At 64.6% G+C, this 20,977-nt stretch carries 17 protein-coding genes, 1 tRNA gene and 1 pseudogene; 8 read left to right on the top strand and 11 right to left on the bottom strand.

Annotation, left to right across the window (positions count from 1 at the left end; genetic code table 11):
* Positions 1-17 precede the first annotated feature (17 nt).
* Positions 18-1,976: an acetoacetate--CoA ligase gene (locus tag A9K66_RS20100; RefSeq protein WP_067327291.1), complete on the top strand. Its 1,959-nt coding sequence runs from the start codon at positions 18-20 to the stop codon at positions 1,974-1,976.
* Between the two features lie 256 nt (positions 1,977-2,232).
* Here the strand turns inward: A9K66_RS20100 and A9K66_RS20105 are convergent, their stop codons facing one another.
* Together A9K66_RS20105 and A9K66_RS30435 are read right to left on the bottom strand one after the other, a co-directional pair.
* Positions 2,233-6,057, bottom strand: a complete 3,825-nt coding sequence (locus A9K66_RS20105; protein WP_067327295.1) for a PAS domain S-box protein — start codon at positions 6,055-6,057, stop codon at positions 2,233-2,235.
* Positions 6,047-6,256, bottom strand: a complete 210-nt coding sequence (locus tag A9K66_RS30435) for a hypothetical protein (RefSeq protein ID WP_127248319.1) — start codon at positions 6,254-6,256, stop codon at positions 6,047-6,049. The genes A9K66_RS20105 and A9K66_RS30435 overlap by 11 nt, the downstream gene beginning before the upstream one ends.
* Positions 6,257-6,304: 48 nt before the next feature.
* On the opposite strand from A9K66_RS30435, the gene A9K66_RS20110 reads away from it, so the two are divergent.
* A complete protein-coding gene (locus A9K66_RS20110) occupies positions 6,305-6,766 on the top strand; it encodes a phasin (RefSeq protein ID WP_067327297.1) in 462 nt (153 codons plus the stop codon).
* Between the two features lie 342 nt (positions 6,767-7,108).
* Positions 7,109-7,185: transfer RNA gene (locus A9K66_RS20115), tRNA-His, on the top strand.
* Positions 7,186-7,314: 129 nt separating this feature from the next.
* On the opposite strand, the pseudogene A9K66_RS20120 reads toward A9K66_RS20115, so the two are convergent.
* A pseudogene (locus tag A9K66_RS20120) lies at positions 7,315-7,589 on the bottom strand (ABC transporter ATP-binding protein); the annotation flags it as partial.
* 483 nt (positions 7,590-8,072) lie between these two features.
* Between A9K66_RS20120 and A9K66_RS20125 the strand changes: the two are divergent.
* Positions 8,073-8,327, top strand: a complete 255-nt coding sequence (locus tag A9K66_RS20125; protein WP_067327302.1) for a DUF768 domain-containing protein — start codon at positions 8,073-8,075, stop codon at positions 8,325-8,327.
* A gap of 44 nt (positions 8,328-8,371) precedes the next feature.
* On the opposite strand, the gene A9K66_RS20130 is transcribed toward A9K66_RS20125, so the two are convergent.
* Positions 8,372-9,490, bottom strand: coding sequence for a P1 family peptidase (locus A9K66_RS20130; RefSeq protein WP_067327304.1), 1,119 nt, complete (start codon positions 9,488-9,490; stop codon positions 8,372-8,374).
* Position 9,491: 1 nt separating this feature from the next.
* Complete coding sequence (gene xseA / locus A9K66_RS20135) at positions 9,492-11,057, bottom strand: exodeoxyribonuclease VII large subunit (protein ID WP_067327310.1); 1,566 nt, start codon at positions 11,055-11,057, stop codon at positions 9,492-9,494.
* A gap of 122 nt (positions 11,058-11,179) precedes the next feature.
* Between xseA and A9K66_RS20140 the strand changes: the two genes are divergently transcribed.
* On the top strand, positions 11,180-13,408 hold the full coding sequence (locus A9K66_RS20140) for an EAL domain-containing protein (RefSeq protein ID WP_067327312.1): 2,229 nt from the start codon (positions 11,180-11,182) through the stop codon (positions 13,406-13,408).
* Between the two features lie 4 nt (positions 13,409-13,412).
* Here A9K66_RS20140 and A9K66_RS20145 read toward each other — a convergent pair whose 3' ends face one another.
* Complete coding sequence (locus A9K66_RS20145; protein ID WP_067327315.1) at positions 13,413-14,369, bottom strand: LysR substrate-binding domain-containing protein; 957 nt, start codon at positions 14,367-14,369, stop codon at positions 13,413-13,415.
* A gap of 237 nt (positions 14,370-14,606) precedes the next feature.
* On the opposite strand from A9K66_RS20145, the gene A9K66_RS20150 reads away from it, so the two are divergent.
* Positions 14,607-14,897, top strand: coding sequence for a DUF1127 domain-containing protein (locus A9K66_RS20150; protein ID WP_067327317.1), 291 nt, complete (start codon positions 14,607-14,609; stop codon positions 14,895-14,897).
* 164 nt (positions 14,898-15,061) lie between these two features.
* On the opposite strand, the gene A9K66_RS20155 is transcribed toward A9K66_RS20150, so the two are convergent.
* The 4 genes from A9K66_RS20155 to A9K66_RS20170 form a co-directional block, all read right to left on the bottom strand.
* Entirely contained in the window at positions 15,062-15,946 is an 885-nt protein-coding gene (locus tag A9K66_RS20155; protein WP_067327320.1) for a DUF937 domain-containing protein, read from the bottom strand.
* Positions 15,947-16,046: 100 nt separating this feature from the next.
* A complete protein-coding gene (locus A9K66_RS20160) occupies positions 16,047-17,420 on the bottom strand; it encodes a glutamate--cysteine ligase (RefSeq protein ID WP_067327322.1) in 1,374 nt (457 codons plus the stop codon).
* Between the two features lie 105 nt (positions 17,421-17,525).
* A complete protein-coding gene (locus A9K66_RS20165; RefSeq protein ID WP_067327329.1) occupies positions 17,526-18,260 on the bottom strand; it encodes a 16S rRNA (uracil(1498)-N(3))-methyltransferase in 735 nt (244 codons plus the stop codon).
* A gap of 31 nt (positions 18,261-18,291) precedes the next feature.
* Positions 18,292-18,939, bottom strand: a complete 648-nt coding sequence (locus tag A9K66_RS20170; RefSeq protein WP_067327332.1) for a hypothetical protein — start codon at positions 18,937-18,939, stop codon at positions 18,292-18,294.
* Positions 18,940-19,027: 88 nt separating this feature from the next.
* On the opposite strand from A9K66_RS20170, the gene A9K66_RS20175 reads away from it, so the two are divergent.
* Both A9K66_RS20175 and A9K66_RS31530 read left to right on the top strand, forming a co-directional pair.
* Complete coding sequence (locus tag A9K66_RS20175) at positions 19,028-19,726, top strand: type 1 glutamine amidotransferase (RefSeq protein ID WP_067327335.1); 699 nt, start codon at positions 19,028-19,030, stop codon at positions 19,724-19,726.
* Between the two features lie 288 nt (positions 19,727-20,014).
* On the top strand, positions 20,015-20,146 hold the full coding sequence (locus A9K66_RS31530; RefSeq protein WP_275955501.1) for a hypothetical protein: 132 nt from the start codon (positions 20,015-20,017) through the stop codon (positions 20,144-20,146).
* Between the two features lie 46 nt (positions 20,147-20,192).
* On the opposite strand, the gene A9K66_RS20180 is transcribed toward A9K66_RS31530, so the two are convergent.
* Positions 20,193-20,969: a metallophosphoesterase family protein gene (locus tag A9K66_RS20180; RefSeq protein ID WP_067327338.1), complete on the bottom strand. Its 777-nt coding sequence runs from the start codon at positions 20,967-20,969 to the stop codon at positions 20,193-20,195.
* Positions 20,970-20,977 lie beyond the last annotated feature (8 nt).

Consider the following 20,977-nt stretch of genomic DNA (forward strand, 5'->3'; position numbering starts at 1 on the left):
GCTTTGGGAGGAACGATATGGCTGCCGACACCCCCTTGTGGACGCCGACGCAGGACCGGATCGCCTCCGCGCCCATGACTGCCTTCATGAAAGCTGCGGCTGGCAAGTCTGGCCAGGCTTTCTCCAGCTATGCCGAGCTCCACCGCTGGTCGATCGACGACCGCGAAGCGTTCTGGGACCTCGTGTGGGACTTTTGCGGACTTGTCGGCGACAAGGGCGAGCGGGCTCTGGTCGATGGCGAGAAGATGCCTGGCGCCGCCTTCTTTCCCGACGCGAAACTCAATTTCGCTGAGAACCTTCTGAAAAAAACCGGCGGCAGCCTGGCTATCGTCTTCCGCGGCGAGGACAAGGTCGAGCGCCGGCTGTCCTGGAACGAGCTCCATGCGCTCACTTCGCGCCTGCAGCAGCTCTTCCTGTCGATCGGCGTCAGAGAGGGCGATCGCATCGCCGCCATGATGCCGAACATGCCGGAGACGGTCGCTGCCATGCTGGCTGCCGCCTCGATCGGCGCGGTCTGGTCTTCCTGCTCACCTGATTTCGGCGAACAGGGCGTGCTCGACCGTTTCGGCCAGATCGAGCCGGTCGTCTTCATCGCGCCTGACGGCTATTGGTACAACGGCAAAGCCATCGAAGTCGCCGACAAGATCCGCGCGGTGGCCGAGAAACTCGCGACCGTGCGCAAGGTGCTGATCGTCGACTATCTCGGCACGTCGGCCGATGTCGCCGCTACCATCGACCAGGCCGAGGCGCTGGAAGGAGCGCTCTCGCCCTTTGCCGCCAGGCCGCTCGCCTTCGAGCGGCTGCCTTTTTCGCACCCGCTCTACATTCTGTTCTCCTCCGGCACGACCGGAACCCCGAAATGCATCGTGCACTCGGCCGGCGGCACGCTGATCCAGCACGTCAAGGAGCAGCGGCTGCATGCCGACCTGCTCGACGGGGACCGCTTTTTCTACTTCACCACCTGCGGCTGGATGATGTGGAACTGGCTGGTCTCGGGCCTCGCCTCGGGGGCGACGTTGCTGCTCTATGACGGTTCGCCCTTCTACCCCGACGGCAATGCGCTGTTCGATTTCGCTGATGCCGAGAAGATGACCTATTTCGGCACTTCGGCGAAATTCATCGATTCCCTACGCAAGGCAGGGCTGAAGCCGATCGACAGCCACGACCTTGCAAGCGTGCGGACCATCTCTTCCACCGGCTCGCCGCTGTCGCCGGAGGATTTCCGCTTCGTCTATGACGGCATCAAGAAGGACGTGCATCTCGCCTCGATATCCGGCGGCACCGACATCGTTTCCTGCTTCGTGCTGGGTGTCCCGACCAAGCCGGTCTGGACCGGCGAGATCCAGGGGCCGGGCCTCGGGCTGGCGGTGGACGTGTGGGACGACGACGGCAAGCCGATCCGGCAGGAGAAGGGCGAACTCGTCTGCACCAAGGCATTCCCGTCGATGCCGATCGGCTTCTGGAACGATCCGGACGGCAAGAAGTACCACGCGGCCTATTTCGAGCGCTTCGACAACATCTGGTGCCATGGCGATTTCGCCGAATGGACCGCGCATGGCGGCATGATCATCCATGGCCGCTCCGACGCCACGCTCAATCCAGGCGGGGTGAGAATAGGCACGGCCGAGATCTACAACCAGGTCGAGCAGATGCCGGAAATCCTGGAGGCGCTCTGCATCGGCCAGGATTTCGACAACGACGTGCGCGTCGTGCTGTTCGTGCGGCTGGCCGCCGGCGTGAGCCTCGATGAGGATCTGGAAAAGCGCATCCGCGCCAGAATCCGCTCGGGCGCCAGCCCCCGCCATGTGCCGGCGAAGATCGTTGCCGTCACCGACATCCCGCACACCAAGTCGGGCAAGATCACCGAGCTTGCCGTGCGCGACGTGGTGCATGGTCGCGCCATCAAGAACAAGGAAGCGCTCGCCAATCCGGAGGCGCTGGAGCTGTTCAGGAACCTGCCGCAGCTTGCTGATTAGGCCTCCCCGGCATGGTTAAGAAATAGTGTCGGTCCAATTTACCTAGATTTCACGAGTGGTACACATTCGTAAATTTTTTTGGCTCCCGGTAAGGACTTGTTAAGGGACGGCGCCGATAGTCGCGTGTAACTTGAGGGAGAAATCCCGTTCCTCGTCCCCTGAGGTTCAGCTCAAGCCCCGTTGTGACAGCATCCCATTTTCCAAGGCGTCCTCCAGGACGCCTTTTTCTTTGGCCGAAGCTCGGTCTTGCGGATCGTTATTCGGCCAGCACGCGCGTCGATGGGAAGACGACCTCGACCAGCGTGCCTTCGCCAGGTGTCGATGTGATAGTGAAGCGGGCACGGTTGGCCTCCACCATCGCCTTGGTCAGAGGCAGCCCGAGGCCAGTGCCGTCGCCGCGGCCGCGTTTGAGCGCATTGATCTGCTTGAACGGCTTCAGTGCCTGCTCGATCTCGGCCGGCGTCATGCCGATGCCGGTATCGCGCACGCGCATGACGACGTCGCCGGAGGTCTCGTAGGCGGTGGACACAATCACCTGGCCGCCGGCCTGGGTATAGCGGATGGCGTTGGAAAGTATGTTCAGCGCAATCTGGCGCACACTCCTCAAATCCGCCACCACTTCCGGCAGCCGCGAGGCGAAGCTCGAGCGGATGATGACGCGCTCGCGGTTGGCCTGCGGCTGCATCATCGCCACCGTTTCGGCCAGCGTGTCGTTGAGCGACACCGCCTCATAGGCCATCTCCTGCTGGCCGGCCTCGATCTTGGAGATGTCGAGCAGGTCGTTGACGAGGTCGAGCACATGGTTGCCTGAACGGTTGATGTCGCGCAGATAGTCTCGGTAGCGGTCGTTGGCCACCGGTCCGAACTTCTCGTCCACCATCAGTTCGGAAAAGCCGATGATGGCGTTGAGCGGCGTGCGGATCTCATGGCTGATGCGGGCGAGGAAATCCGTCTTCTGCGAGGAGGCGCGCTCGGCCACGGCGCGCGCCTGGGTGAGGTCTTCCTCGGCCCGCTTCCACTGCGTGATGTCGCGCACGACGGCGCAGAAGCCGCTGTCGTTGGGCAGCCTGCCGATGGTCATGAACAGCGGGATGAAGCGCCCTTGCGCCTCGCGGCCGATCACCTCGCGCCCGTCGTTCAGCAAGCTCGCCACGCCAGGTTCGGAAAGGCCGACGAGATAGTCGCGCGCTGCGCGCTGGCTCTCGATGGCGAACAGCGAGGCAAAGGGCTTGCCGGCGATCTCGTCGCTGTCGAAGCCGAACAGGGCTTCAGCCGGGCGGCTGATCGAGCGGATGTTGCCGTCGCGGCCGATCAGCACCACGCCGTCGGTGGCGGTGTCGATGATGGTGCGCATTTCGGCGATTCGCGACTTCAGCTCGGACACGTCCGGCTGCTGGTTCGGCTCGTCATTGGCCGCGCTGAGATGGGCGGAGGGCGCCTCGTCCTCGCCCGAGCGGCGCACCACCAGCATCAGCGCCTTACCGCCGCGCCACGGCACCGAGCGCAGGAGCGCATCGATCGGGAATTCCTGGCTCTGGCGGGTTGTGAGCTTCAGCGAACGGTCGCTTTCGTCGGTCTCGCCATCATCGGCGTAATGGTCGGCGAACAGCGCGCCGAGCCCGCCGGCATCGGCAAGGTCTTCCAGCGCGTCGTAGCCGGTGAGCTCCAGGAACGCCTCATTGGCATAGTGCAGCACGTCGCCGGAATGGATGAGCAGCGGCACAGGCAGCCTGGCGAGGATGGACGTATCGGGAGCCCTGCCGTCTTCCCCGGTGGAGAAAGCCGAGGGCACGAAGCCCTCGAGCTTGAGCGGCGGCACCGTGAGGCGCGGCCTTTTCGGTGGCGGCGCTTTCGCTTCGCCAGGCTGTTCAGCCGCGGGCAGGGCGCCATCCCGGTCGGAACCGACCCAGTCCTCGCTGTCTTCCGCGTCGCGAAAATCGTCGGCGGTCATGCCGTCGTCGTCGCTAGCGCCTGCCTCAGGGGCAGGGGCTTCGGCTCCTGGCCGCTCGGCCGTCGGTTCAGCTGCCCTGTCCGCCGCTGCGGTTTGGCGCCTGTCGGGACCCGCTTCCTCCGCTTCATCGGCGGCTTTCTCGCGCCCGGCATAGTTGAGCAGCGACCCGGAGGCGGCGGGCGTTTCGTCTTTCCCAGCGGCTGCCTCGGGAACATCGAGGCCATCGAGCCGAGCCAGATCCTTCTGATCTTCCGCCTCGGTCTCCGCTTCGGCCGTACCATCGGTCTTCCTCTCACCGGCCAACGGTTGTTCGGCCGTGGGAGCAGCCTTGTCGGCGGTTGCAGCCGCATCTGATTGCTTTTGAGCACCCGCGGTTGCGCCGCTTGGCGGCTCGGCCGGTCCCGAACTGTCCTTCCGCAGCCGCTCGCCGATCTCGCGAAAGGCGCTGCGCTCGAGGATCGACAGCCCTTTCTCACTCGCCGGCCTGTCATTTCCCGGCTGCTTGTCGTTGGCCGGCTGCCTGTGCTCGGCCAGCCGGATCACCTTGTCGGCATAGCGGCGCTCCGGCTTGGGCACGATGGTCAGCGCCGGCACTTCGCCCAGGAACGGGTCGGCAGGTTTCGCCGGCTCGGCCGCGGGTTGCCCGGCGGCAGGTTCGGGTTCTGTCGGAGCGGCGCCATTGGGCACCAGCGCCATGCCGAGCGCTTCCGGGTCGACAACGGCGTCGCCGCTGCGCGCGACGCCGAAGCCGCGGAAGCCTTCGAAGGCGCGGCTGCGGCCATAGACCGGCAGCGCCGCAAGATCGACGGGGATCTTCAGGTCCGTGCCCGCCACCGGCCACAGCACCGAGCGTCCCGACCAGGTATCGCGCCGCTCGAGCAGAGTGGCGATCTCGCCCGATGCGTCGAGGCCGAAAGTCGTCGCGACATCCCTGAAGCGGCGACCGATCACATCGGCGGCGGGTTTGCCGACGATATCGGCGAATTCCGGCGACAGCGCGCTGAACTTACCTTCGGCGTCGGTCCGCCAGACGAAACGCAGCGGCGGCGCCGAACGGTCGATGTTGCGCGCCGCGCTCGGCTCGGCCGCCGTTCCGGCGGTGTGCTGCCGGCTTGCGGCCGCGACCTCCGCCTGTCCGATCTGTGGCGGCCTCTCCGGCCCCTTCACATCGTCGCCGCCGGCATTGAAATACCAATGGTCATGCTGCGCCGGGCCGGCACCGCCTACCAGCGCAGCATCCGGCGCGCGGTCGGCCGTGGCCGCGGTCCTTTGCGTTGGCCGGGCGTCATCCGTGGCCGCCGGCGGGACCACGTCTGCCTTTTCGCCCGTTGCCGCGGCCGGAGACTGGGTATTGTTCTCTCGGCTCGGCTCGGCGATGACTGTGGTGTTTTTGTCTTCGGAGACGGTGGGCGCGCCTTCCGGCGCTGCCGACTTACCGGCGTCGGGCTGGTCGTTCCGCTCCCCGTCGAGCTGGTCTTCGTCGATCACCACCAGGAGATGGCGCGCGTCGGTCAAGCGCGCAAGCCCGGCCGGGTAGGAGGTGCTTGCGCCGGGAACAAGCCGCTTGACGATGCGGTCTCCAGCACTTGCCACGTCCGCGACCAGGGCAGCGAGCGTCTCCGGCCTGATGCCGAGCGCGGCAAATCCCTCCGAAGCCGCCTCGACATGGCCTTGGGCATCGACGAAGGCGATGAAATGTCCGGCCTCGGTGAAGCCGCCAATGGCGCGGCTGGCGATTTCGGCGGCGCCGCGCGAGCCGGTCTGCGCCGCGGGCATCGCCAGCATGATCGCCTTTTCGCCGTCCGGCATCGTTACCGCGCTGGCGAGCAAGCCGACGGCGCGGCTGACCATGCCGGTCGCCAGCCGCACGGTGACGGCGCGGTCGCTGCCGATATCCGGAAAGCCGCTGGTCGCCATGATCTGCCGCCTGGCAACTAGCGGCAGCCGCGCGGAAGCGCCGATGATTGCTTCGATGTCCGGATAGCCGAATACCGCGGCACCTGGCCCGTTGGCCCAGATCACCTGCTCGAGATCGGCCGAGAGTATGGCCAGCGCGTCGCCGGCGGCGAAGCGCTGGCGCACCGCGTCGAGCACGGCGACGTCGAGGAAGGAGTAGTTTTCAGGCGGCATGCGCTGGCAGACCTTCCAGGCGGGCTTTTTGAGTTAACGCTTTGTTAATAAAAGCGTACGGGACCAAGGTCCACAAGCCATGCCGTGTATCGGCCGAAATCTCTGGGCTCTTGGTTAATGGCGGGGCGATTTTTTTATGGTGCAGTGCAACAAAGATATTGCAATGCACAAAACTTGCCTTTATATTGCCATCATACATGAACGAGACGGCTTTCCGTCAAAGCCGCTGCCCTTGAAAGGTTGGAAAATGTCCAAGACTGCCAAGACCGCTGAGACCATCGAGAACGTTGAATTCCCGAGCTTTGACGCTTCCAAAGCCACCGACCAGATCCGCGCCTTCGCCGAGAAGGGCGTCGAGCAGTCGAAAGAGGCCTACACCAAACTGAAGAACGGCGCCGAGGAGACCCAGAAGGTTCTGGAGTCGACCTACGAGACCGCCAAGACCGTTTCCGGCGATGTCTCGCTGAAGACCATTGCCATCCTTCGCGCCAATGCCGAGGCCAGCTTCTCGCACCTTGAAGCCCTGGTCGGCGCCAAGACGCTGTCGGAAGTCGTCGAGCTGCAGACTGCCTTCCTGCGCAAGCGCGCTGAGATGGCCGTCGAGCAGGCCAAGGACTTTCAGGCCGTCGCCTCCAAGGCTGTCGAGGACGTCTCGAAGCCGGTGAAGACCGCTTTCGAGAAGGCGTTCAAGGACATCAAGGCGGCCTGATTTCAGGCGCAACTCAACGATGCATCAAAACGTCGCATTTCGTCAGACAAATAGATGTGCGATGAATTGATGAGATGAATACCCGGAGTGTGAAACCTCCTCCCTTTACTCTCCGGGGTGACCAGCCAGCTCCTCCTCCCGCTGGCTCGTAACAGGAAAAGGCCGGCACCTCCTCCCGCCGGCCTTTTCTTTGCCCAATCAGGACTGCGCGGGTTCGTTCATCGGATCTTTGCCTCATCAAAGGCCTTGAATTAGACTCCGATAATCCGTATTGGACGCATCGCCGACGACGGAGCGGACACGGGGAATGATTTTCTCCTCGGATTGCGCTCAGGCGGATGTGCCGTTGTAGCTCAGTTGGTTAGAGCACCAGATTGTGGATCTGGGGGTCGCTGGTTCGAGCCCAGCCAACGGTACCATCGATTCCTGGCGGTCACGTCGCGCTTCCGGCCGCCGCGTCCCAATCCTCTGCCGCGTCCCAATCCTCTATTGGGTGACGAAGCATCGCCGGGCGACGAAGGGCAGCTCAGGCTGAGCAGCCCGCGCACCTCGCAGAAGGCCAGGCGCCTCTCATAGCCGGTCTGATGGCCGACGGCCTCGTTCTGCGCCATCGTGAAAAGACCTGCACGACACTGACTGCGAGCAGTGTCAGGGCCGTGTTCCGAAGCGCCTGTTCGGCAGCCGTCCCGCCGCCCGCAACCATCACGCCCTGCGCCTGGTCGATGGCGCGCCGCAACGAATGTGGAATGAGAAGCTGCAGCGTCGCGGCAACGAAAGTCGAGGCGATGGTCATCGCCACCTGCCAAGTATGGCGCAGCGTCATGCCCAGATGCGCAGCAGGGGTGCCGAGACCTTTCCCCGAAGGCTGTCCGCCACCTGCCTGACGCGGCGGAAAGAAGCAGGCACGACGATCAGAGTCGACATTGTATGGGGATATCACTATATAGCGGCGGCTTTCGGTTTCTCGCACCTTGGCTGCGCCTGCGAGATCGCCGTAAATGCGTGGTGTTGTGACGGAAATCGGTCTGAAAAACCGGAAGAAAGCAAGTAAAAACAACAGAGCGGATCTTTGACGGTCCTGGCCAAAGCATCATCCTCAACAATCTGAACGTGTCCCTCGAACCTTTCCAGTCCTTCGGCTGCGCGGACCCTGGGCAAGACATCTTGTCCCATGGGCAAGGCATCTTGTCCCATTGGCAAGACGTCTTGCCGGCAGGGGCCGACTCGGCTCGAATGGGCCTGCGTCCCGTGGCGGGACGCGAGCGTTCATGACTACCAACCGGCATTGCCGCTAGGGAAAAGCAGTATGAGTGAACATGCCATCGAGTTCTTGCGCGGATGGATTGGCGAAAAGGTCCAATGCCAGCATTCGCCGGTGAAGATCGACGAGCAGGCCGAAACTCTCGCCAAGGAGTGCTGCGCCAAGGCCGCCGAGGAAGGCATCCTTCTGGAAGACATCCAGGAAGAGGTCGGCGACATCCAGGAACTGATCGCTTCGCGCCTTGAGGAAGTCGCCGAGGAGAGCGAGCAACAGACGACGTCGGACAAGCCGTCCGAATAAGATACCGTGCGCGCGGTTTGTCTGACCTCAGCCGGGCGTCCGGCTTAGCCGAAATTGTCCTTCAGCCACGCCTTTGGCAGCGCCGGCACGAAATTGCCGTCGCGCCCGGTCATGTCCTCATTGGCGACGAGCGCGTTGAGGATCGCCTCCTCCACCCCTTGCACCACAGCATCGAAGAACGGGTCGATATCGACATCCGGAATGAACTCCGCGCGGGCGACGCGGCCTGAAGCCGCCAGCGCGGCCTCGGGATTGGCGGTCGAGAAGGCAAGAAAGATATCGCCCGAACTGTGGTAGCCGTAGCCGCCGGTCAGGGCGATGCCGAGCGGCACGCGCCTGGCGAGGCGCTTCATCTGGTGCGGCAGGAATGGCGCATCGGTGGCGACGACGGCGATGATCGAGCCCTTTTCGGCGCGCGGCGTGCCTTCGCGGATCGCCGGCTCGGCGAGTTCCGGCCCGACATGCCGGCCGCGAATGGTGAAGTTGCGCCGCTTGCCGAAATTCGCCTGCACGAACACGCCGAGCGTGTAGCTTCTGTCCTGCCATTCGACGATTCGCGAGGCGGTGCCTGACCCGGCCTTGAAGCCGAACGAGATCATGCCGGTGCCGCCGCCGACGCTGCCTTCCTCAATCGCGCCGTCCTTCGCGCCGTCGAGCGCCGAGGCGACATGCTCGAAGCTCACATGGTGGCCGTTGATGTCGTTGAGGAAGCCGTCATAGGTCTCCGCCGCCACCGGCAGGCCCCAGGCGCTGTCGAGCGCCGCCGGCAGCATCCGGCTCATCCAGCGTAGCGCTCCGTCGCGGGTAAGGCCGCAGGAATGGGTGTTGGTGATGGTAACCGGCAGGTTGAAGGCGCCGGTCTCCTCGATGATATGCGTGCCGGTCAGCTCGCCATTGCCGTTCTGGCTGAACACGCCGGCAAACACCGGCGTCGCCAGTTCGCCCACAGGTCTCGGCAGGATCGCAGTCACGCCGGTGCGCACCGGTCCTATCCCGACTTGCAGCGGGCCCCCGCCGGCAATCAGCGTCGTATAGCCGACCGCGACGCCCGGCACGTCGGTGATGGCGTTGAAGCGGCCGGGCGTGCCGTCCAGTGCGATGTTGAACGAGCGCAGGCGCGGCTTGCCCGACGGCGTGCGCAGATGCGGGTCGCTCCTGCTCATTTCAGAACAACGAGCCCTGGTTGCCCGGCTCCTTGGCCTTGCCCGAGGGCTTGGCGGCCAACTTCGGCCGCGCGCCGCCGCTGGTGGCGATGGCCTCTGCATTGCCGTCGGCGAACTCCAGCTGCAGCGCCGCACCCGGCGCCAGCTCCGCGACGCGCTTGACGACGGTCCCATCGGCGTCCTTGACCAGCGCGAAGCCGCGCGCCAGCACGGCCTTGTGCGACAGCGTGGTGAGCAGCCGGTCGGCCTGGGTAAGAGCGGCACGCAGGCGGTCAAGCCGCCGCGCCATCGCCTGCTCTTGGCGGCGGGTCAGTCCGGCCAGCGTGTCGGCCTGCAGCTTCTGGCGCCTGACGACCGGCGCCGGCCACAGCCTTGCCGAGTTGCGCTGAAAGCGCGCCCGGCTTTGCCGCACAATTGCGAAGAACGCGGCCCGCGCGCGAGCGATGTCGCGGCCTGTCAGCCTGCGCGTCTCATTGAGGCGGCGCGACAAGGTGGCCGGCGTCAGCCGCTGCCGTTCCAGCCTTGCGCGCTTGCGTTCGATGCTCACCGTCAGCCCGCGGCCGAGCCGGCTCGTCGCTTCGTCGAAGCGCCTGCGCGGCAACGCCAGCAGCTGGTCGGGTGAGGGGAGCGCCCGCGCCGCGGCGCGCACCGCCTGGCGCTTGCGATCCAGGTGCCGCGAGGTGCAGGCACTAAGCCGCGCGCCGAGATTTGCCAGTGTCGCTTCGAGCTCCGCCTTGACCGGCACTGCCATCTCGGCGGCGCCCGTCGGCGTCGGCGCCCGCATGTCGGCGACGAAGTCGACCAACGTCCAATCGGTCTCGTGTCCGACGGCCGAGATGATCGGGATGCGCGAGGCGGCGACGGCGCGCGCCAGCCCTTCGTCGTTGAAACCCCAAAGGTCCTCGAGGCTGCCGCCGCCGCGCGCCACGATCAGGAGATCGGGCTGGCGGATTGCGCCGTCCCAGGTCAGTGCGTTGAAGCCGTTGACGGCTGCGGTCACTTCCTTTGCGGTCGTGTCGCCCTGGACCCGGACCGGCCACACCAGCACAGTGAGCGGAAAACGGTCCTTGATGCGATGGATGATGTCGCGGATCACCGAGCCCGTGGGCGAGGTGATGACGCCGATGACGCGCGGCATGAATGGTAAGCGCCGCTTGCGGCCGGCATCGAACAGGCCTTCGGCCTGCAGCCGCCGCTTGCGCTCTTCCAGCAGCGCCATCAGCGCGCCGGCGCCGGCCGGCTCCAGATTGTCGATGACAATCTGGTAGTTGGATTTTCCGGGATAGGTCGTCAGCCTGCCGCTGGCGATCACTTCCATCCCTTCCTCGGGGCGGAATTTCAGCCGCGCCATCGTGGTCTTCCAGACCACGGCCTCGATCCGCGCACGGTCGTCCTTCAGCGCGAAATAGGCGTGTCCGGAGGAATGCGGGCCGCGGTAGCCGGAAATCTCGCCGCGCACCCGCACATTGCCGAAAGCATCCTCGACCGTGCGCTTCAACGCGCCGGAAATCTCGCTCACCGTATATTCGGTGGCATTGCTGCGTGATTCGGTTGCTGCTTCGCTCATGCTCTGATTGGGGAACGCTTATCGGGCGGCGTCAAGGCAGAGCTGAAATCTCGCTAATATTATAACGCGATCTTAAGCCCGATCTGCTTTGACTGGCGGTAGCAAGAGCCAGCCGGAAACACATGAGCGCAACCGCCAACACCAGACCTTTGACGCATCAGGTGACGCTGACCGTGCTGACGTTGGCGGTCTTCGCGCTGGCCATGGTCGTCGGCTTCGGCTTCTACGCGGCAGCCCAGGCTGACAACGCCTCGCTCGAACGGCAGAAAATATTCATCGACGAGGGTTTGAAGGACCAGATTGCGTCTGTTCAGCGTGAGCAGGAAAGCGTTGCGGTCTGGGATGACGCGGTCGCCAATGTCAGGGCCGGCAATTGGACCTGGATCGAGGAGAACCTCAGCGTCTGGATGTATACCTATTACGGCCACAACCGGGCCTACATTCTCGATGCCGCCAATCGTCCGGTCCATGCCATGCAGGAAGGTAAGGTGGTCGATGCGTCCGCCTATGGCGATGACGAGCCTGCCTTGCAGCCATCCATCGAGAAGCTGCGCCGCATGCTGGCTGAGCCACAGAAGACGGACGCTTCCGGCCAGCCGGCCAAGATGGTCGCGCAGGACCTTGTGTCGCTCCAGGGAAAACCGGCGATCCTGAGCGTCATGGCGCTGGTGCCGAGTACGGACCGGGTCACGCAGGCGCCCGGCACCGAATATCTGCATGTTTCGGTGGAGTTCATCAACGACGCGGTCATCGGCAAGATCGCCAAAAAATACCTGCTCGACGGCGCGCGTCTCGTGCCGCTGTCGCAATCGGTCGGTGCCGCGGCGGTGCCGCTGGTCGATTCCCGCGGTATCATCCTCGGCTATGTCGGCTGGGACCAGGAACGGCCGGGTCTCACGCTGGTGCGCAAGATGGCCCCGGCGCTGGCCTTGGCGCTGCTTGTCGCGGCCGGCGTTCTGGCGTTTCTGCTGCGCAGGCTCCGCCGCGCCTCGTCCGCGCTGCAGACAAGCCAGGACGAGGCGCAATATCTCGCATTCCACGACACGCTCACCGGCCTACCCAACCGGGCTTTGTTCGAGGACCGCTTGCGTCGGGCCCTGCTCAGGGCCAGCCAGGATATGGCGGTTCACGAGATGGGAAGGGTGGCGCTGCTTTATCTCGATCTCGACCGCTTCAAGCACATCAATGACACGCTCGGCCATCCGGCGGGCGATGAGCTTGTGCGTCAGACAGCGGCCAGGCTCCAGCACACCGTTCGCGAGGTGGACACCGTGGCGCGGCTGGGCGGCGACGAGTTCGCGCTGATCCTCGTCGACATCCGCGATATCCGTGCCGCCGAGGATATCGCCGAGCGGCTGCTGCAGAAGTTGCAGGAACCGTTCAAGCTCATGGAAGATCAGGTCTTCGTCAGCGCCTCGATCGGCATCGCGCTATCGGACGGCGGCGAAACGGATGCCGACGATCTGCTGCGCAAGGCCGACATCGCGCTTTACGAAGCCAAGAAGAACGGCCGGGGCCGGCACCAGGTCTTCGCCGGCGACATGGACGACCTGCTCTTGCGCAAGCGCACAGTCGAGACCGAGCTTCGCAAGGCTCTCGACGGCGGCTCCGGCATCAGGCTCGCCTACCAGCCGGTGTTCGCGGCGAACGGCAAGACGATCCTCGGCGCGGAGGCGCTGATCCGCTGGGGGCATGACGTGCATGGCGCATTGCCGGCGGCGCAATTCATCGCCATCGCCGAAGAGCGCGGCATGATCGGCCAACTCGGCGCGTGGGTGCTGCAGGAGGCCTGCCGCTTCGCCGTGCGAACCGACCTGCCGTGGCTCGCCGTTAACGTATCGCCGCTGCAGTTGCGCGACGCCGGCTTTCCCGAACAGGTCGCGTCGATCCTTGCCGACACTGGGCTGGCGCCGCAGCGCCTGCAGTTCGAGATCACCGAAAGCGTGCTTCTGGACAACAGCGATGCTTCGAGGGCGGCTCTGACCACCTTGCGGCAGTTGGGCGTCGGCATCGTTCTGGACGATTTCGGGACCGGCTATTCATCGCTCAGCTACTTGCGTCGCCACGCCATCGATAAGCTCAAGATAGACCGCTCCTTCGTGCGGCTTCTCGATGGCGACGGCAACTCGGCCGCGATCGTCAAGGCCCTGATCGATCTTGCCATGGCGCTCGGGGTCGACGTCACCGCCGAGGGCGTGGAGACCGAGGCGCAGAAGATGCTGCTGGTCGCAATGGGCTGCCGGCAACTCCAGGGCTATTTCTTGTCGCCGCCGCTTGAGCCGGTCCAACTGCTCGGCCTTTCTGGCCTAGCTTCGCCGGACGAGATTCAGCCCGCCGCCGCTCGCGCCTGAACCCCTACCATCCAGGCAGGATCTGGTTTGCCTTGGTCCGCTTCATCTTGGCGAAGGCGAGTGCCGCGAAGTCGAAGCTTCCCGTCTCTTCGCTGACCGGCACGGAAATATTGTCCAGGCTTTCCGCGATATGGCGGGCCAGAGCATCGACGATCTCCGGCTGCGAGGTCTGGCCGCGCATGATGCCGATGCGGCAATCCGGCAGCGCGTCGAACCCGTCGGCCTCGCCGAGCACGCGCATGCCGGGCCTGAGCGCGCATTCCGGCAGCACCGAGATGGCGAGGCCGGAAAGCACGGCGGCGGTGATCACGGTCGCCGAGAAGCTGGAGAAGAGCACGCGGTATTCGCGGTTCTGCCGGTCGAGCACGTCGACCGCCGCGCGCCGCCAGATGCAGTTCGGCCGGCCGAACGCCATCGGCAGGATTTCCTGCTCATGCGTGGCGTGGTTGGCCGAGGTGACCCATAGAAGCGGCTCGCGGCGCACCACCTCCGACTGCCCGCGCGTGTCGTTATGCGTCACCAGCGCGAGATCGAGATTGCCGCGCTTGATGTGCTCGACCAGCCCCGGCGTCGGCTCGCAGATGACGGTAAGCTCCACACGCGGGTTGGAGCGCGAGAAGCGCGCCATGATCTCGGGCAGGAAGCGGTCCGCATAGTCATCCGGCGTGCCGATGCGGATCGTGCCTTCGAGCCGCTGGTCGTCGAAGGCCGCCAAAGTCTCGCGGTTGAGGTAGATCAGCCGCCTTGCATAGGAAAGCAGCCTCTCGCCTTCCTCAGTCAGCTTGTTGGTGCGACCATCCTTTTCGAACAGCGGCTTGCCGATCCGCTCCTCCAGCCGGCGCATCTGCATCGACACCGCAGACTGTGTCCGGTGCACCTCCTCGGCAGCCCGCGTGAAGCTGCCGGTGTCGGCAATCGAGATGAAGGTCTGCAACTGATCGAGATCGAGCGGCGCTTTCATCGGTCCAATCCATCATTCGTGTTGATGATAAAGATTAGAAACATTCGTTGGATTAATCAATCGCGGCGTGGCAAATTGCCATTGTCCACATGAAGGCACAGCATGTCGCCCAAAAGTGGCCTCCCGGTGTTGGGGGCAACGACATGCGTCACGTTAACTGTATCGAGACCGCAACGGCGCTCCTCCCAGGCGCCGATTGCATGGTTTCGTCCGCTCGACTCCGAAGGAGAGACTGACATGACCACGATCGAATTCGCCTCCGAGACCCCGCGCATCACCACGCGTCCGGCCGTTGCGACCCGCGTGCTCAATGCGGTCGCCGATGCCTTTCGCGCGTGGAAAAACCGCCGCGCCTTTTATCGCCTTGGCGAGATGTCGGATGCCGAGCTTGCGGATATCGGCCTGACCCGCGCCGACCTCCACGTCGCCGTCAGCGTGCCTTTCGGCCGCGATCCGACGGTGAAGCTGCGCGCAATCGCAGAAGAGCGCGCCGATATGATCGAGGATCTTGCCCGCAAGGTCGCCTGAGCGGCGTCGCCGGCTGCGTTTGCCCTCGCGCTGAACCTTTCGAGGGCTCGGCGCGACCAAGTTTCATGCAGGCTCGCACACTCCCTGCCGGTTCCCCGCCGGCCTGCCTGCACATTGCCCGGTTCCCCTCCAGGACCGGGCATTTTTCTTTTGAGTTGAGCGCCCTACCGTCGGTCCATCCCGCGCTTGAACTGGTCGAAGATCGTCTCCATGCCCTTCTGATATTCCTCGCGCTGCTGCGCGCCGCTCTCGAACATCCTGCCGAAGATGTCGTCGAATGGATTTCTCGGCCGGCCGCTCGGATTGGTTTGCGGCTGCGGCTGGGATTGCTGCGGCGCCTGCTGTCCGTCTGGCGTGCCGAAACCGCCGCCTTGCCGCAGCATTTCCTCGAACATCTTGCCCAGCGGATTGTCGCCGTAAGGGTTCGGCGCCTGCTGCGGTTGGCTTTGCGGCTGTTGGGCGCCGCCGCCGAACATGTCTTGCAGCACCTTGCCGAGCGGATTGTCGCCATAGGGATTTGGCGCCGGCTGCGGGGCCTGCGCGCCGCCTCCCGCCTGCCGCATCATCTCCTTGATGATCTCGCCGAAAGGATTGCCGCCGCCACCGAAGCCGCCGGCGGCCTGCATCTGGCTGTTGGTCTGCTTGAACAATCCGCCCATCATCATCGACGCCATCGCCGGCAGCATCTGCTGCAGCACCTGCTGGCTAAGGCCGGTCGCCTGCGCGGCCTGGGCCGCGACAGCGCGTGACAGGTCCTTCGAGCCGAACAGATGGCCGAGAATGCCGTTGCCGTCATCGATGCCTTGCGGCGTGAAGGCCCGGGTCGCGTCCTCGAAATACTTGGCGTGCTGGCCGCTCGCCATCGCCGTCATGAAAGCGCCCATTCCATAGGGATCGGCGGTGTTGCGCTGAAGCCCCTGTGAGAAGGCCGGCAGCAGCGCCTGCACCGCGGCCTGCGCCTGCTGCATCGAAAGGCCAAACTGCTGGGCCAGCGCCTGCATGCCGGCGCCGTTCTGGGCTTGCAAAAAAATATCGAACAGGGAAGGCATGAGATCTCCTCCGCAATATCCTCACGGAGGAGCCTATTGCGTTTCCATCACCGATTGAAGCAGCTTTTGCCGAGCCACGGCTCAGGTGGCCGGCGAACGGTCAGTAGGCATATTCCATGAACACCGGCTCGATCGAGCCGCCCCAGCGCGTGTGATATGCCGAAAGCATCTCCTCGGCGCTGGTGGTGCCGCGCGCCACGACCTCGTCGAGCGTGTTGAGGAACGAGGTCTCGTCATAGCCGTCGCGGTTCTTCTTGGCGCGGTTCTTCAGACCCGTGCGGGCGATGGCCAGCACGTCGCGGGCAACCTCGCGCAAGGTGGCGTTGCGGAATGGCGCCGAAATCCCGTGCTCCGGCACGGCGTTGCGCATCGCCAGCGCTTCTTCGTAGGTCCAGCTCGAGGTCAGCGTCTCCGCGGCGTCGAGTGCCTGCTCGTCATAGAGCAGGCCGACCCAGAAAGCCGGCAGCGCGCAGATGCGCCGCCACGGTCCGCCGTCGGCGCCCCGCATCTCGAGGAAGCGCTTCAGCCGCACATCGGGGAAGAGGGTGGAGAGGTGGTTCGCCCAGTCGCCCATCGTCGGCAGGCCGTCGGGCACTTGCGTGCGCGCGGCACCCGCCATGAACTGGCGGAAGGTGTAGCGCGTCATGTCGTGATACTGCCCCTCGCGGATGACGAAATACATCGGCACGTCGAGCGCCCATTCGACATAGTCGGCAAACCCGAAATCCGGCGCGAAGCAGAATTCGAGCATGCCGGAGCGCTGGTTGTCGGTGTCGCGCCAAATGTCGCCGCGCCAGCTCTGCAGCCCGTTCGGCCGGCTCTCGGTGAAGGGCGAATTGGCGAACAGCGCCGTCGACAGCGGCTGCAGCTTCAGCGACACCTGCATCTTGCGGCGCATGTCAAATTCGCTTTCGAAGTCGAGATTCACCTGGATCGTGCAGGTGCGATACATCATGTCGAGGCCCTTGGAGCCGACCTTCGGCATGTAGCGAGTCATGATCTCGTAGCGCGACTTCGGCATTTTCGGCGTTTCGGCAAGCGACCATTTTGGGCTGCCGCCGAGGCCGAGGAAGCGGATGCCGAGCGGCTCGGCGATCTCGCGCACCTGCGCCAGATGCGCGTTGCCCTCGCGGCAGATCTGGTGGATCGTCTCCAGCGGCGCGCCGGAGAGCTCGAACTGCCCGCCCGGCTCCAGCGAGATCGCGCCCTGGCCGGTCGGCTCGACCAGGCCGATGATGCGGCCGGCATCCATGATCGGATCCCAGCCGAGCTTTTCCTGCATGCCTTCCAGGATGGCGCGGATGCCGCGCTCGCCGCCATAGGGCACCGGCGCGTTGCCATCGACATAGAAGGGAAACTTCTCGTGCTCGGTGCCGATCCGCCATTTGTCGCGCGGCTTGTTGCCCGCCGCCAGATAGCCGACGAGTTCGTCGATGCCTTCGATGGGCTGGATATCGGTTGTGTCGCGCGCCATAAGAAAGCCCTCCGCAGCCGTCAGCTAGCCGCCGGGCGCTAGATGGACGAAATGTCAGTAGCCGATCAAGCGAAAAATCCTGAGCCACGCCTCAACTGGATTTGATCACCAGTCGCCGATCGTCGCCTGCATCACCGCGAGCGCCGCGACCGCCGCCGTGTCGGCGCGCAGGATGCGCGGCCCGAGCGGAATGGCGCTGACGAAGGGCAGCGCCCGCAGCATCCTGCGCTCGTCATCGGAAAAGCCGCCCTCCGGCCCCACCAGCAGCGCGAGTTTCTTCTCGCTCACCTTCTGCAAGGCTGGCAGTGGATTGTTGGTCGAGGCATCCTCGTCGCAGAAGATCAGCCGCCGTTCCTTGTCCCAGCCGCCGAGCAGCCGCTCCAGCTTCTCTGCTTCGCACACCTTTGGCACCGCCAGGATGCCGCATTGCTCGGCCGCTCCGACGACATTGGCGCGCAGCCGATCAATGCCAGGCTTGGCCACTTGTGTGTGCTGAGTGATGACCGGTTGCAGGATGCCGGCGCCCATTTCGACCGCTTTCTGCACCAGATAGTCGAGCCGGCCCTGCTTCAGCGGGGCGAAGCAATAGACAAGATCGGGCAGCGGCGGCTGCGGCCGCTGCAGGGTAAGCACCTTGAGCCGCACGGCTTTCTTGGTCTTGGCGGCGATCGAAGCCGACCACTCGCCGTCGCGGCCGTTGAAGAGCAGGACCTCCGCGCCTTCGCCGAGCCGCATCACATGCGCGAGATAGTGGCTCTGCTGCTGTCCAGCATCGAATTCGAAGCCCGGTCCGAGATCGTCCGGCACGAACAGCCGCTGCATTTTGTAGTTGGCGCGCATGGCCGAGCAATGGGCGAGGCGCGGGTTGTCGTCAAGTATCGGCGGACGGATGCCAGACCGGCGCGTAACCATGTCTCAGCACCGAAACACTTGTGGCAGGCGTGAGCAGTCGCAGCGATCGCCCGGCGAGGCGATTGAACAAGAAGGGCTCGGCATAGCCTGCGAAGGACCATTCGAGCGCCTTGCCGGCGCGGAGCGCGTAGGCGGTCTCACCCTCGGCCACGACTGCTCCATCCGGCAAACCGGCGAGTTCGTCCGATGAGACGGTCGGCGGACGCCCGCCGGAGGCCAGCCGCTCCTTGTGCAGCCGCTTGTCGACCATCGGCGCGCGCGGTTCGGCAATGCCGAAGACCTCGCCGAAGCGCCGCACGAAATCGGCTGCCCGCGCGCGCCGGCAGAAGAAGCAGGGCCGGTGCCCGGCCGCGAGCGCCGTCACCTCGTCGAGAAAGAACAGCTCGGTCCAGCCGGCCTTTCCTCCAGGCCGATTGCGGCCCATCGGCTCGCGTCGCACGCCGCGGAATTGGCAGACGCAGATGATCCAGGCCGGCAGCGCCCAACGCTTCCTCAGAAGCGTTTTAGTCTCGGGGTCATGGATGATACCGCGATTGCCGGTGAAGAGGCCGCGCTCGGGCACGGCATGGATGACGCCGAACGGATCGACCCGGTTCTGCAGTGGCATAGCTTTCTCTCCGGCGCGCGGCTTGGCTGAAACCGAGGCGGCATGATATCGCTCCCACCGTCATTTTCATGTCAGCAGGGATTCGGGGATGCGGGTGCTGGTGGTCCAGAACTACGACAATACCGGCCTCGGCCAAGTCGGCGCCGCTCTCGCGGAGGCTGGCGCCGAGCTTGACTTGCGCCGCCCCTACCAAGGCGATCCGCTGCCCCGGGACGCGAACGGTCACGATGCCATGGTGGTTCTGGGCGGGGGGCAGAATGCGCTGGCCGACGACGACTATCCCTATTTTCCCGCCTTGCTCGAATTGACGCGCGATTTCGCCGGCAAGGACCGATCGGTGCTTGGCATCTGCCTCGGCGGCCAGCTCGTCGCCCGCGCCTTTGGCGCCGACAACCACATCGGCGGTGCGGTTGAATTCGGCTGGTGCGGGGTGTCGCTGACGGCCGAAGCCAAGCACGACCCTGTTCTCGGCGCCTTGCCGGAAAAGTTCCCGACTTTCCAATGGCACGACGATACGTTCGACCTGCCCGAGAAGGCCGTGCGGCTTGCGGGCAATGATGTCGCGGCGAACCAGGCTTTTCGTATTGGCCGCGCCGTCTATGGCTTCCAGTTCCATTTCGAGGCGGATCGCCCGCTGGTCCGCGACTGGAGCACCTCCTTCGCGGCGCTGATCGCCGAGCGCCATCCCGACTGGACCGGCAGGCTCGACTACGAGATGGCTAGCAACGGACCGCACGCCGACGCCGCAGGGCTCGCGATCGCGCGTGCCTGGGTGGCGACGATCTGACCGTCGCACCGCCGCGGAGCGTGACATAATTGGCACGCGGCGGCAGTTCCGCCTGGGGAAAACGCACTTCATTCTTGGTTTGTGTCCGGCCGCCCGCCTAAGAGGGCGCCCTCTGTATCGTCCGTGCAACCGCGATGAACCTGTTGTGTGATCCAAGCGACACACCGGCGATACAGAATCTGCTTAGAAGCGCGAAATCGTCGAAACATTGAGACGCATTTTATCGTTTCAACGCATTGGTAACCGCCTCGTGCACAGATGCAGAAAGCTCAACCAGAGATGACGTCCGTGAAAGCAGCGCTTTTGTCCTTTGTAATGCTGTCTGCCATCGTCGTGTGCGGCCTCGGCATTTATTCTGCCGACGCTGCAAACAATCACCAGGCCGTCGACGGCTACGGCGTCACCGCCGCGCTTCGCTAGAGCCTGATCCTCCCCGACAAACGGAAAGCTGATCCCACATTTGGGGTCATGGCCAGAACGCCATTCCCTCGACCGTCAGAATGCGCTTTTCAGCGCCGTCGACGGCAAGTGCGCTGAGCGTTCCCGCCTGCCAGGCGAGCGTGTCGAGATTGACGCGGTTGGCCATCACCTCGACGTCCGGCACCGGCGTATGCCCGTGCACGATCACTTTGGGATACAGCCCCGGGTAATTGTGGAAGACGTCGCGAATCCAGATCAGGTCCTGCTCGTTCTGGCTTTCGAGCGGCACCCCCGGCCGGATGCCGGCATGGCAGAAGAAGAAGTCGCCGAAGCACGCTGAAAAAGACAGCGAGCGCAGGAAGTCGACATGGGCTTGCGGCACTGCTTCGACCAAGGCCGCGTGTCCGTGCGCCAGCGCCTCGTCCGACCTGCCGAACCAGCTGCTGCCGGTCGAGAGCTTCACCCCGTATGACGCCGCCGTCTGGACGCCGCCATAGCGCATGAACAGACCCTCCGGATCGGGTTTGGCAAGGAAATCGAGCATGCCGATGTCATGGTTGCCGGCAAGCATGATGTTGCGGGGATCACGGCTCCGCGCCTCGATTAGGAATTCGATGACGTTCCTCGAGTCCGGTCCGCGGTCGACATAATCGCCGAGATGGATGATGCGCCAATCGGACTTTGGTCCGTACTCCAGATCGCTTGCTATCCGGCTGTGCATGGCGGCGAGCAGGTCATGACGGCCATGCACGTCGCCGATGGCATAGATGCGTATGCCTTTCGGTCCGCGCGCGTCGAGATAGTGGATGCCGGCTTCAGTCAAGGCGACGT

The organism is Mesorhizobium sp. AA23, assembly GCF_001672435.1.
Taxonomy (GTDB): domain Bacteria; phylum Pseudomonadota; class Alphaproteobacteria; order Rhizobiales; family Rhizobiaceae; genus Mesorhizobium.